The organism is Nocardia sp. NPDC051321, assembly GCF_044455225.1.
Lineage (GTDB): Bacteria > Actinomycetota > Actinomycetes > Mycobacteriales > Mycobacteriaceae > Nocardia.
This window is the reverse complement of the sequence record NZ_JBITEM010000003.1, coordinates 558313-570642: the sequence shown is the minus strand read 5'-3', so window position 1 is coordinate 570642 and position 12330 is coordinate 558313. Positions and strand designations below refer to the sequence as shown.

At 65.8% G+C, this 12330-nt stretch carries 10 protein-coding genes; all 10 read right to left on the bottom strand.

Annotation, left to right across the window (positions count from 1 at the left end; genetic code table 11):
* Nucleotides 1-19: 19 nt before the first annotated feature.
* The 10 genes from ACIA8C_RS09560 to ACIA8C_RS09515 all read right to left on the bottom strand — a co-directional run bounded on the left by ACIA8C_RS09560 (nucleotide 20) and on the right by ACIA8C_RS09515 (nucleotide 12325).
* On the bottom strand, nucleotides 20-1141 hold the full coding sequence (locus ACIA8C_RS09560) for a hypothetical protein (protein WP_397132756.1): 1122 nt from the start codon (nucleotides 1139-1141) through the stop codon (nucleotides 20-22).
* 26 nt (nucleotides 1142-1167) lie between these two features.
* Complete coding sequence (locus tag ACIA8C_RS09555) at nucleotides 1168-1779, bottom strand: hypothetical protein (protein ID WP_397132754.1); 612 nt, start codon at nucleotides 1777-1779, stop codon at nucleotides 1168-1170.
* Nucleotides 1780-1782: 3 nt separating this feature from the next.
* Entirely contained in the window at nucleotides 1783-5724 is a 3942-nt protein-coding gene (locus tag ACIA8C_RS09550; protein WP_397132752.1) for a LamG-like jellyroll fold domain-containing protein, read from the bottom strand.
* Complete coding sequence (locus tag ACIA8C_RS09545; RefSeq protein ID WP_397132750.1) at nucleotides 5721-7037, bottom strand: baseplate J/gp47 family protein; 1317 nt, start codon at nucleotides 7035-7037, stop codon at nucleotides 5721-5723. The genes ACIA8C_RS09550 and ACIA8C_RS09545 overlap by 4 nt, the downstream gene beginning before the upstream one ends.
* Nucleotides 7034-7432, bottom strand: coding sequence for a hypothetical protein (locus tag ACIA8C_RS09540; RefSeq protein ID WP_397132748.1), 399 nt, complete (start codon nucleotides 7430-7432; stop codon nucleotides 7034-7036). Before ACIA8C_RS09540 ends, ACIA8C_RS09545 begins: the two co-directional genes overlap by 4 nt.
* Before the next feature lie 12 nt (nucleotides 7433-7444).
* Nucleotides 7445-7759: a hypothetical protein gene (locus ACIA8C_RS09535; RefSeq protein WP_397132746.1), complete on the bottom strand. Its 315-nt coding sequence runs from the start codon at nucleotides 7757-7759 to the stop codon at nucleotides 7445-7447.
* The gene (locus ACIA8C_RS09530) at nucleotides 7759-9417 is read right to left on the bottom strand and encodes a hypothetical protein (RefSeq protein ID WP_397132744.1); all 1659 of its coding nucleotides are present in this window, start codon (nucleotides 9415-9417) and stop codon (nucleotides 7759-7761) included. The genes ACIA8C_RS09535 and ACIA8C_RS09530 overlap by 1 nt, the downstream gene beginning before the upstream one ends.
* On the bottom strand, nucleotides 9405-9788 hold the full coding sequence (locus tag ACIA8C_RS09525; protein WP_397132742.1) for a hypothetical protein: 384 nt from the start codon (nucleotides 9786-9788) through the stop codon (nucleotides 9405-9407). The genes ACIA8C_RS09530 and ACIA8C_RS09525 overlap by 13 nt, the downstream gene beginning before the upstream one ends.
* A gap of 40 nt (nucleotides 9789-9828) precedes the next feature.
* On the bottom strand, nucleotides 9829-10329 hold the full coding sequence (locus ACIA8C_RS09520) for a hypothetical protein (RefSeq protein ID WP_397132740.1): 501 nt from the start codon (nucleotides 10327-10329) through the stop codon (nucleotides 9829-9831).
* Between the two features lie 94 nt (nucleotides 10330-10423).
* A complete protein-coding gene (locus ACIA8C_RS09515; RefSeq protein WP_397132738.1) occupies nucleotides 10424-12325 on the bottom strand; it encodes a hypothetical protein in 1902 nt (633 codons plus the stop codon).
* Nucleotides 12326-12330 lie beyond the last annotated feature (5 nt).

Here is a 12330-nt window from a genome sequence, read left to right as displayed (position 1 = left end):
CGCGCACCGGTTCGAGAACCTACGCGGTGACCATCACATAGAAGCGGGTCGCGCCGTAGACGCTGTTGTTCGACTCCTCCTTGGTGATCATGTCGAATGCGTAGACGTCGCCGGGCTTTTCGCCGTCGTATGGCGCGACGGTCAACGGCACCCGGATCTTCTCGCCCGGCTGCAGGCAGATGCCCAATTCATGGCTCGGGTCACCGTGGTCATCGATCGTCACCCCTTCCATCGGGTCCTTGTGCGGCGGGCAATGGTGGTCGTTCAAGCCCAGACTTGTTGCCAGCCCGGCCAATTGCGGTTCGCCCTGCTGCAGTTCGACAGCCTTGAGCGCGACCTCGCCCTCCAGTGGGCAGCGGTCGCTTGCGGGCACGGCTACCAGCACATTGCGGGTCTCGGTGGCGCCGACCTTCCGCACCACGATGTTGAGATTGCGCTGCCCGTGCCGCCGGTCGCAAAACGGCAGGATGTACGCACCGGACTGGCCGCCGTCTGGTTCCGAGGCAAGCAGCTGCCGCTCACCGCCGCTGTATCCCTCGTCCCACACATTGGCGACCAGGCAGACATGGCCGTTGTTGTATTTCAGCTGACTCTCCCTCGGTCGCCATATCTCCTTACCGACGAGAACGGCCATCTTGCTCGGATCATCAGGATTCGCGGGATCGTACGACGGCACTTCACTATTGCCGTGCAGCAGGTCGAGCGTGAAACTTACCTTCTTCTTGTTGGTGGTACTTTCCGGATCCTGGAGGATCGCGTAATCCATCCCCGGCGCTGAGGCGTTCAGGTCCGAAACACACGCCTCCATCTTGAGGTTGAAGCGCGAGGAGTTGACGTCGGTGTTGCGCACGCGCAGCACGAGTCGATAGTCGGTCAGGGTATCTACCTGCTGGGTAGTCAGATCTTTGTTGTTCCAGTACGAGGCTTTGAGCCACTTGTCCGGGACCTCTTTGCCGGTCGCCGGGTCGATGATCTCGTTCGCCGGGACGAGCCGCATGTTCGGGCTGATCCAGAACGCGTAGGTCAAATTTCCATCGGGGTTCTTCGCGATGGGACGGTCGCCATTGTCGACGGCATCCACATTGAGGCCGATGTGCAAGCCCTTCGAGGTACCGCTACCACCCGCTGGTGTGCATTCCATTGTATTCTTCCTTCTCTCTGGATATTTCAGGCAGCCGCACAGGCGATCTGCAGGGCGTAGATATGGATGACGTCGGTGGTCGTATCGCTTTGCGCGCTGACCTCGAAGAAGTACGACGACGTCGGATCGATGCGGTGACCGTTCGCGCTCTGCGTGACGGTGAACGGCGCGTCGGCTGGCTTACCGGGCACCTTCACAGTGGAAATCTGGCTCTTGACGCCCCGAGTGTCGACGCGATAGAGCGTCACCTGCACAGCACCGGTTCCGACGCAGCGACCGCCGACCGTGAACGAGCTGACCACCCCGGCCGGCGGCATCGGCACCTGTACCCAACCGAGGGCCTTACCGTTCGCCGGTGGTTTGCGCGCCGAACCGACGGTGCTGAGATCCCACGCATCATCGCCGGTCGTCACGAGTACCGGTGATACCGAGATCACCCGGTCCGCCCCGCCACCTGCGGCCACCGTGTTCAGCGCGGCGCTGACCTGAACGAACCGATCGTGCAGCGCATCGAGGTCGGCCTCCAATGCCTTGAATCGAACATTGAATCCGTTTTCCCCGTCGGCGGTGACCCGGTCACGCGAGTCGGTCCAAGGCTGGTGTTTGAAGGTCCTGGTGAAGCTGATGTTGAACGGCATGGTTCAGTCCTTTCGAACAGGGCGTGCGAGGTGCTGACCACGCAGGCGGTAGGTGGGGTAGGTGTAGGCGGGGAACAAGAATTCCAGCTGGCCCGCTTTGAGTTCCGGTACGCGTTTTCGGATCACGCCGGTGTCGAATTCCACGCCGATCGGGTGTAATTCGTTGAGCACATTCATGATTCGCTCGTATTGGTCGCGGCGAATCACCACCGGTCTTGTCGGTTCCCCGTCCAGCAACCGTTGATCGAGGCCGATCTGAACGGTGTAGGGCGGATTTCCCGGCGGATTCCCCGGCACCGAGCCGCGGACCCGGACCTGCACGGCACCGGGGTTGTCGGCGGTCAGTTCGGCGCGTTCGCCGGTGGATCCGTCGAAGTGAGCCGCTGCCGTATCGGCGGCCAGCACCGACCACGCCAGCCGCCTGCCACCCGCCGGAGCTAGCGGCCACAGTGCCGTGACTGTCCACTGCTGCCCGAACGCCAGGGTGGCGATCGCATCGGCGGCCCGAGCGCGTAGCGCACCGGAGAGCACCGCGAAAACCGAAGTGCCGGAGGGAATCATCGCCACCGGCAGACCGGGAGTGGCGACGACGCCTACGACGTCGCCCGCCAGGTTGTAGCGATAGACCGTCCCCAGACCCCACCAGCCGCCGAGGTAGAGGTATCCGGCCGCCTCGTCCAGACTCAGCCTGCCCGGCAAGAAGTCGGTGTTCTCGACCGTTCTCGTTACCGCGCCGGTCACCGCATCGCGCACGGAAAGGCGGCGATCGGCGGTTGTCGCATAGACCTTCGTGCTGCCTGCCGCCAGGGCGAACGGCGTGTCCGTCAGTGCGGGCGCGGCGATCCAAGCGCCGTTGTCGGTGTCGATCCGCACGGCACGCAGCGATTTGTCCTCGCAGGCGACCCAGGCGGTGGTCCCGGATGGGTTGAGCGCCAGCACTTTTCCGCTGGCAGCATCCGGTATGGTCCACTGCTTGACTATCGCCAGTGTTGCGGTGTCGACGGTGACCACCTGAGTCGGTAGCAGTATCACCAGCAGCGGCTTGTTCGGGTGCGCGGCAATGGCTCTCGGCGCCGCGGGTAGCGCCGCGCTGGTAACTATCCCTTTACCGGGCTCCGCGACGGTGAGCGCGGTGATCGTCCGGTCGGCGCCACTGGCGGTGTACACCGTCTTGCGATCCGCGGTGGCAGCGATACCGACCGGTGCCCCGCCGACGGGGACGGTGTCCAGCAAGGCGCCGGTTGTACTGTCCGAGAACATGACCGTCGACCTATCGCGAATGGCCGTGCACAGCACCTTGCCCGCCAGCACCGCGTCGACGGGGTTGTCGTGGCGGGGGATCGAGAACGAGGCAACGCTGCCCGCGTTCATCTCGTCCGGTCCGCCGAGCTCGATGTGCTCACCTGCCCGCTGCATGACCCGCACCACGGTGCCGGTGTTCTCGACATAGTCGAACCCGGACCCGTGTGCCATCGCGGCGAGCTCCGGCAGCGTCAGTGCCGAACCGGTGGCCGGTGCGAGGGAGAGCGCGCGGCCGACACCGTAGAGTCCGGCGCCATTGGCGGTCCAGCCCTCGACCAGCCGGAGCTGCGCCGCCACCGATGAGATGGCATGGGACAGTAGCGCTCCGAGCCGCTCCGCCACGTTCGCCTGCATCCGGTTGGTACCGGGCACGGCCACTTCGAGTGACGGACTGTCAACGGTGACAAGGTATTCCGGCGAGAAGGCGCCATCGGCCGGGGTGCCCGCTACCGATTCGGCGACACCGATGGTGCCGTCCGCCCCGATAGACATGCCAGCGGCAAGCCGCTGCAGCCCGATGGTGAATCGCTGTGTCGCCGAGAAGGTCTTGCCATCGAGGCGGGCCTCCAGCTTCACCGTCACCTCGCCGGCCCGCAGTCCGCGCAGCGTGATCTGATTGCCGGTGGTCGCGCCGACGATCTCGGCTCGCCCCGGCCCAGCCTGCAAGAGCGACCAGCGCAGGATGCTGTCCGTTGGCGGCAGCGGTGCCGCGACGACCGGAATCGTACTGTCGGTTACCAGGTCCTTGCCGGACCAGATCCCGCTCCCGCCAGGTATTTCCACCGACGAGATGTCGGCGATCGAGGCGTACACATCGGCGCTGCCCGCCCGGTATTGCACCCAGGAGAATCCGGCCCGGTGCGCGAGCGCCGCCAGGGTGCCCGGCGCGATCTCCGGATGCCGAAGGACCACAGCACGTCCGACGGCACGCAGGTCGTCGGACGACGGGTCGTACAGCGCCACGTACAGCACTCGATCGTTCGGAATATCTTGTGGCATAACGAGATAGACCAGCGCGTCCAGGCAGCGCCGGATCGACTGGCGGATCCGGTGCTCATCGCCGACGTAGCGGAAGCGAGGTTCGTTGTGGGCGGTCAACCACCGCGGATCGAATTGATCATCCGCGATCGTCCCGCAGACTTCGGCTTCGGTGGTGTCTTTGCGCCCGCGCGCATCGATCGTCTCCCCGGGCCGCAGCTCGACCGGGCGGATCGTCACGGTGCGCGAACCCACCGGCGACCGCACGAAAGCGTCGGAGACCGTGATCGGACGCTCGACATCGTTGATCCGGCCGGCGATGCCGTTCAGCGCGTCGGCGATATTCGCAGGCGTCGGCAGGTTCCACCGCCGGAACAGGCCGAGCCGCTGCCGATAACTCGTGTCGCCCTCGCCGAGCACGGGATCGAACGAGGTCAGCGCGCGCCGAGAGATTCTGACCTCATCCAGGGTGCCGTAGAAGCTGTGGCCGGCCGTGGTGTCATCGAACCCGAGGCGCACCGGCGCGTTGTTCGTGAGCGCACCAAGGTTCTTCCGCTGGCTGGCCTTCAGAACACCGTCGACGAACAGGCCCGCCAGCCCGCGGCCGCGATCGAGCACCGCGGCCAGGTGATGGAAACGGTCGGTGTCGAGCGAGACATCGGCGAACAACTCGATCTTCGTCGCACCGTCGGTGAGCAGCAGTCGGACATTGCGGTCGAGCCCGCGGAAGGGACCGACCTGCAGACCCCAGCCCGGCTTGGTCTCGTCGTTCAGGTCGGCGTGCTTGGATAATGGCGCACCCTGCCAGGTACCGGCGGCCGGCCGCACGAAGCATTCGGCGGTGCAGCTCGCGGTCGCGGGCAGCGCGAAGTCGGTGTGATCCGCGATCTCGACGACGGAGTGGTCCGGCAGGAATCCCATTCCGTACCCGAACCGGCCATCCACGCCCGGCGTGGCATTGCGGCGGACGCCGGGATGACCCGCACCGTTGCTGTACAGCGTCATCGCATCGAATACCGCGGCGGTGTCGGCCTTGTCCTCCAGGTGATAGAGCGCGATAGTGTCGGCGGCGAAGCCATAGGGCCGCGGCGGGAACCGGGGGATACTCAGATCCGAGCCGATCAGATCCAGCGACAGCCCGGTGGCATGCTCGACGGTGTGCTGGAGGCGCACCCGATTGAGCTGGGCGGCAAGCAGATCCCGTTCCCCGCCGAGCACCCACAGCAGCGCGGCGAGGTCGCCGAGCAACACCGTGAATCTGAAGGTGCCGAGTACTCCCGGCCCGGGCTCACCCTGCGGCGGCCGCACGGAGACACTCTTCAGCACGGCGGATCTGGCCTCCGCGCCGAGTGGAATCACCATCGAGGCACCCGCCAGCGTGCCGGCCGGAATGATAAAGCTGCTGGTCTTCGAAATATTCTGGGCCACATAGCGAATCGTCATCGTGATGTCGGTGCGCAGGTCGTCCAGTACGGTGACGAGATATCTGGGCCGCGGCTCGGCGTCGAATCGCGCCCGGTGCTCCACGAAGTCGTAGCTCGCGAAGTCGGCGTCGGGGAGCGGGGTCGTGGTGGCCAGGGTCAGTTCGACGCGGTCCGCGCCGGCCGCGAACGGCGTGGTGAGGGTGCCCGCCATCCGGTCGACGGCGGCTGGATAGTTGGTCATCGGCCGACCACCTGCAGGTCGATGAGGAGACTGTCCTGTCGGAACTGGGCGATCTCGGTCGCGCCGAGCGCCAGGTTCTCGCCGAAGCCGACCTCGATCGGTTCGGACTGGAAAAGCTCTGAGCCGAAGGTGATTCGACCGAACGCGGGCGGGAAGCGACGCAAGCGCAGTTCGCGGACGTCCAGCACGCCGGGTTGGTCCACCAGCAGGCCCATCACCTGGGAGAAGACCACGTCACTGCCGAGCCGTAGCGCGCCGACGCTGCGGGACAGGCGGTCGAGTAGGGCGGCGCGCAGCGAATTGGGTTCCAATCCTGGCTCGATGATCACGGTGGCGCGCAGGCCGATCTCGATGTGGTTGGCCTCGATGATGTTCGGGTAGATGCCGACCGGGCGGACCCGGTCCACCTCGGCCCGCACTTGTTCATAGATGCCGGTGACCGAGCCGGTCGTACGCCACGGCCTCGCGAATTCGTGCGCGACCACGACGTCGAAGAAATAGGGCTCGCCGAACTTCCGTTCGCCGCTGAAAGCCCGCTCGCCGAAGTTGAACTCGTCGAAAATGCTCTTCGTGACGTCGGCGCCGCCGAGCGTGTCCGACAGCAGGGTGTCGACCACGCCGCGGACCCGCAGCACCGCCGCGCGCACGCTCTGCAGCGTCCACATATCGCGGGGAAAACCGAGTTGTCTTGCGCGATAGGCCGTGTCGTCCTCGGTCTGCTCACCGCCGGTGAGCGCGCCGGGGTTGACGGCCTTGATCTGCACCGTTTCCGGAAAATGGAGTTGGGTCAGCAGATAGTCGGGGTCGACCTGTTTCAGTTGCTGCGGGCCGATATTCGATTGCGCGCCTGCTACGAAGGCTCGGACGAGCACGGTCGCGGTCGGCGCATCCTTGGTGAGGGTCAGTGGCGCAGTGAGGAAGTAGGTGTTCGTAGCGGGAGCGGCACGGCCGTCGAGCACCACCGTGCCTTCCGGCAGCACGTAGCTACGGCCGGGTTCGGCACCGGCAATCGTCAGTTCGGCCGGACCCTGCGCAAACAGGTAGTTGCGGTCGACCCCGATGTCCTTGCCGATCAGGTCGAGGTCGATATCCGATGCGGTAGAGGCGAATTGGCTGTAGTAGACGTCTTCCAGCCGTTGCCACAGCATGGCGTCCTCATCGGAGGTCGCCTGCAGCAGTTTCGTCAGCACACTGGTGCCTGCCAGATCGATATCGGGTCCGAAGACCTCGATTGCCCTGCGCTGTGCGGATTTCAGGATTTCGGAGAAACCCTTGAGGACGAATCCGTCCTCGGTTACGCCGTATTGCGTCATGCCGGTGCTCCTACAGTCGTCGTCAGCACCGCCGGGGTGCCGTCGCTGGTGATGATCGACACCGCGACATTCCATACCCGGTGGTGCGCGTCGAGTCCCGGATCGACGATCTCGATGTCGCGGATCTCCGCGACCCGCGGATCGGTGATCAATGTGCGGACAATGTTGAGGCGCAGCAGGTCTCGCATCTCGTGCGCGTTGGCGGGCGCGGTGAAGACGGCGCGGTAGTCCAGTCCGTAGCGGGTGTCGTAGCGGTCCTCGCCGAGCGGTGTCAGCAGTCGGATCTGCAAATCCTGCGCCAGCCCGGGCATGCCGTCGAGCGGCGCGATCCGGCCGCGATCCAGCACGATATCGCCGTGCGCCAACCGAATTCCGGTGGTGTTGTTCCTTGTCATGATTGCTCCCCCTTACTTCGCGTCGAGAATGGTTTGGCCGGGGCTGGTGACTACCAAATCCCCTTTGGGGGCTATCAGCGCCTTGGCCGACGCCAGCATCACCGGTTGCCCGTTGACCTTCAGCACCGTCGACACGCCTGCCGTGAACGCGGCGAACGCGTTGCAGGGTCCGGGCGGTGTCGAATTCGCACAGGCGAACTTCGCGGTGGCGAAATCGCCTTGGAGCAGCACCGGATTACCCGAAACATGCAGCGCGGCACTGGAACTGACGGCGATCTTGCCGTGCCCGCAATTCAGCACCGCATCGGTGGTCAGCACTTGTGCCATCACCCCACCTCCACCGAGGAGGCCGCGAGCTTGATGGTGTCCGCGGTCAGCGTGATCTGGCCGCCGCTGATCGTGATCGACGCCGCGCCGTTGCCGAACGTCACGTCTTTGTTGTCGGTGGTGATATCCACGGAACCGTCCTCGGCGACGGTAATCGTGGTGCCCTTGCCGTGCTTGATGATCAGCGTCTGCCCGGTCGGCGGCTCCGGTCGCTCGCCGACCTCGGGCAGCACCTCGGCGCCGACCTGGATGTCGAGCCCGGCCGCCTGGATGATGCGGTGTCCGCTCGCATCGGTGAGATCGTTGACCCCTTTACCCGCGGGCCGTCCGCCGGCCACCTCGGTCGGCAGGCACAGCCAGTAGTCACCCGGCTCATTCTTCGGCGGTTGATGATTCGCGTGCCGCGACCAGAGGAATCCGGTGCCGATCGCGTCGTTGACCTGGGCGCCGTTGTGTACCAGCACCGCTCGCATGCCCGGGTACACCGGCACCATCAATCCCGTACGGTCCCAAGCGAATACCGAGGACATCGGTTTGTCATGCAGCACCAGACGGTTGTCCACCGGATCGTCCACGCTGGACGCCGATCGCTGGCGGCCGTAATCGAAGGTGGTCCGGTGCCCGCCGTTTTCGCCGTCGCCCGCCTTGTTGTACGAGGCGACATCGCCGATATCGACAGTGGGATGGTCCGCCAGTACCGAGCGGGTCAGCGAATGCAGGTCGTCGGCGACCGCGTGCACTCCGTCCACCGCCTCCGGCCGCTTCGCCGACTGGACGTCGAGCAGCGCGACCTCGCAGGTGTACCCGGCACGCAGGCTGAAGACATGCTCGACCGATTCCACTCGTAAATCGGCCGATCCGCTGTCTTCCAGGTCGACCTTCGCGCCGATCTGCAGTGCCGGATCACCGAGCACCTTCAGCTGGTACCGGGTGGTGGTACCCGGTCCGCCCTGCGGGTCCGGTGATCCGCTGTCGCGGCGACGTCGGCTGACGATGTTGTGCTCGGCCCGGAACCGGATCGGTGGCACGGAGTCACCCGCGGTGCCGAGCACGGCCTGCCCGGCGCGCACGGCCAACGGGACACCGGCGCGACCGGCCAGCTCACCGAGCGCGCTGAGCGCCGTGCCCTTGTCCAGGGTCCGGTCTTGGTCCTCGCCCTGCACACCGATGTGCCGGATCGGCACCGTAGTGTCCGCCTGCACCTTCTTGAAGATCTCGTCGAAAGTCGATCGCCCAGGCTTGTCGTACTGGAAGGGATTGAGCCGCAACTGATAACCGGCCCACTCCATCCCCATGATCTGGGTCAGCAGGGTGCCGTCGTCGGCGACGTCGGTGCGGATCTCGTTGATCGCGCCCAACATGACGGAGGTTCGCTGGGTCGACGGTTGATCGAAATAGCCGAGGGCGATATCGACCAGCAGCGGATTCTTCGTGCCGACCCGGGCGCGCGACTGTTCGGCGAGCCCCTTGGCCTCGTCCAATGGCAAGTCCCACAACGTGATCTCGAACGTCGACGGGTGCGGTCCCAGCGTGGCCTTGGTGGTCACCGCGGTGTCGAGCACCAGCCCGCCCTGCAGCACATCATTGGAGACCCGCAGCAGCGGCGGTGGTTGCCTGCCGGTGCGGAATTCGAGTCGATACCAGATTACGAAGCCCATCGCAGCGCCACCCCTCCCACCACCGACGAGTCGTACGCGCCGGTCCCGTTGAGATTGCGCGGGTGCACCGCCAATTCGGTGAATACCAGCGCCAATTCGTCCGCGAAATACTCCAGATCGGGTACGAGCTTGCGGCGAAACAGTATTCGGGTTCCTTCGGCCTCCTCGGTGGAGACTTCCAGTGCCAGGAACGCTCCCGCGCGCGGCAGTTGCAGCGGATCCGGCTCCCGCAGTAGGGCCTCGTCGGTCACATTGACGTACATCGACAGCACGTAGATGCGCTCGCCGAGAGAGATCCGCACGGCCTGCGGGAAGCCCTGGTCGGCATCGATCGGGAGGCGCAGGTACGGATAATGCAGAGTCGTGGTCATCGAGGTTGCCTCACAGAGTGATTCGTGACTGGATGGCGGCTCACAGCGGCACCGAGGGGACCGCGGGCACCGCCGACGGCGCGGCCGGACCCCCGACGATCGCGGTGCCCGCGGCGAGTGCGAGATCGGCGATCTCGCCGATCAACGCCGTCGTATTGCTGCGCGGCACATGCTCGAGGCTGATCGAGACGTCGAGCGCGTCCCGCTTCTGCACGCTCTGGCTGAAGCGCAGATCGGTGATCTGCATATCCAGGCTGATCGTCAACCCGCACACCACCGGAATACCGGTCACCGCAAGGGTTCTCGCCGCCGTGGCGACCAACAGCCGCGAGGACAGGGCGAGCGCCTCCAGCGACTTCTTCAGCACCAGTCGCTCCGGGCCGAGCAGCGTCGCCTCGACGGCGATCGCCTTGCGGGTCGGCGCGATGGCCTGCGAGAACCGGCTGTCGGAGATCCGCTGGATCTGATAGCCCTCGGTCATCGAAATGCTCTGCACATACAGCAGCGGTACCGGGCCGATCAAAACTGGTTGTGCCGTCATTTCTCCGGCTCCTTCTCCCATGGTCTGTTCGAGTACGGGTGCCTGCGGTCGGCGAGAACGACCGGAATCGACTGGGGCATCGACGAATCGGGGCTCATGGCGGTGGCTCCCGATACGGCGGGTCGTCGAACAACCGGACGTTGGACGTGCCGAGGTGCTTGATCGCCAGATCGAGCACATTCTGGGGCGTATCGCGCGTGAAGAAGGCGACCGCCTCGACACCGCGCTCCGCTGCCGCTCTCTTGAGATCCACGACCCGTTGGATCGTTTTGCCCACGTTCCAGCCCTTCGCCGGGCCACCGACGAGGCCGAGTTCCCCGTTCGGGCCGAGCAAATCGACATCGATCGAACCGGAAGGTCCGCCGGGAGCGCCGTACCGAAGCTTCAGATCCTCCAGCTGGCCCTCCGGGGCGATACGCCCGGAGCGCGCCAGTCGCCAGCCGTCGTTGGTCCGTGCGACGTGGAGTTCGCGTTGATTTCCGCGGTAGTCGGCCACCCTGCCCGGCGGGAGCGGTGGCGGCGGCACCAGTCCCGCGAACGGTGGGATCTCGTCCTTGATCGCGCCGGTCCGGGGTGTGCCGATGCGCGGCGGCCCATACGCGGCGCCCGCGCGGGGGACCACCAGATTGTCCGAGGCACTACCGCGCTGGACACCACCGAGGGCGAGGAACAACCCCCACAGCAGTTCGTTTGCCTGCGCATCGATCTCGGCTTCCCGCCGCGCCCGCAGGCCACGGACAATCCGGTTCGCTTCGCGCTCGGTCACCCCCCACACCATGCCGTTGCCATAATCGATGGCCCAGTCCCGAACCGGGACATCCTGTGGCGCAAGCTGAGTCGAGGTGAAAATGCGGTCGAGCTCGGTGACGTCCTCGGCGGTCAAACCCGCGCCGATCAACCGCTCCTTATCGATTCGGTAACTGAGAGAACGGGTTTCGTCCCGCGAGCCGATGTAGAGACCGGACACCCACTTGGCCGTCGTCAGCAGGGTCGCCGGTTCGGCTTCGCCTTCGGACACGATGCGCTGCAACAGCTCGGCGAACGGCCGCCACCGATACCGCGGATTCAGCACCGTGTCCGGCCCGTTGACGCGACGCTGTTCCTCGTCCAGCCATTGCGCGTGTTTGCCTGCCCCGGCCGGACCGAGCACCGGCGACAGCTTCGGATCGTCGCCGGCAGCCTGCTTCCGGTCGGCCTCATTCGCCTGAACCGTCGCAAGCAACCCGCTCATGTGCTCGGCGCTCGGCGCGGTGATCCTGGCGTCATGGTCGGCCGAGCCTTTCGCCTCGTGCGTGCCTGCCCGTTCCGTTAGGCGCGGAGTCGTCGGATCGGCGAGGCGGCGCTCGATGGTCTGCCCGTGCCAGTCGGCCGGTGCGTCCGCGGCAGCGGCGCCGTAGAGGCGAACCCCCTCGACCGTGGAAACGATGAACGGGTTGTTCACACCATCGGTGACGAAGGTGGCACCACTCGCAGGTGCGCTGGCCGCCTTACCCTGATCATCGCCCGGCTGAGTACTGATCGCCGGTATGAAGCCACCGAAGTCCTTGGCGTGCAGGGGCGTTACGAACGGACGAACCTGCAACCGTCCCGGCGTGCGCGGATCGGCCAGCACGACGAAGCCACGTTCGCCGAACAACGAGGCACCCCATTGCACCGCGCGCACCGGATCATCGGTTTCGATCTCGAACTGCCCACCGGCCTCGACCCGCGCCGAGCTACGCCGACCCAGGTCGAGCACCGCCGTCGTCGGCGTCGGGCCGATACGGAGAATGTCGCCGAGGACCGACAGCTCCTGCCGGTGCGGCACCGGCGCGGGCCGACGCAGATCCGGACGCTGCTCGCGCGCGAATTCCGTTACGGCCTGGTGGATTCCACGCCGAATGGCCTCCTCGACGCTGCGTGGGTTCGCCGGTGTCAGCGATCCGGTGAAGGCCACCGAAATCGACTGTGCGCGAGGCAAGGCCTGCGGCTGTAGTTCGAAACTGTTGGGCGCCATAGGTA

Coding starts and splice junctions, on each gene's coding strand:
- ACIA8C_RS09560 (WP_397132756.1), bottom strand. CDS start 1,141: ATGGAATGCACACCAGCGGGTGGTAGCGGTACCTCGAAGGGCTTGCAC.
- ACIA8C_RS09555 (WP_397132754.1), bottom strand. CDS start 1,779: ATGCCGTTCAACATCAGCTTCACCAGGACCTTCAAACACCAGCCTTGG.
- ACIA8C_RS09550 (WP_397132752.1), bottom strand. CDS start 5,724: ATGACCAACTATCCAGCCGCCGTCGACCGGATGGCGGGCACCCTCACC.
- ACIA8C_RS09545 (WP_397132750.1), bottom strand. CDS start 7,037: ATGACGCAATACGGCGTAACCGAGGACGGATTCGTCCTCAAGGGTTTC.
- ACIA8C_RS09540 (WP_397132748.1), bottom strand. CDS start 7,432: ATGACAAGGAACAACACCACCGGAATTCGGTTGGCGCACGGCGATATC.
- ACIA8C_RS09535 (WP_397132746.1), bottom strand. CDS start 7,759: ATGGCACAAGTGCTGACCACCGATGCGGTGCTGAATTGCGGGCACGGC.
- ACIA8C_RS09530 (WP_397132744.1), bottom strand. CDS start 9,417: ATGGGCTTCGTAATCTGGTATCGACTCGAATTCCGCACCGGCAGGCAA.
- ACIA8C_RS09525 (WP_397132742.1), bottom strand. CDS start 9,788: ATGACCACGACTCTGCATTATCCGTACCTGCGCCTCCCGATCGATGCC.
- ACIA8C_RS09520 (WP_397132740.1), bottom strand. CDS start 10,329: ATGACGGCACAACCAGTTTTGATCGGCCCGGTACCGCTGCTGTATGTG.
- ACIA8C_RS09515 (WP_397132738.1), bottom strand. CDS start 12,325: ATGGCGCCCAACAGTTTCGAACTACAGCCGCAGGCCTTGCCTCGCGCA.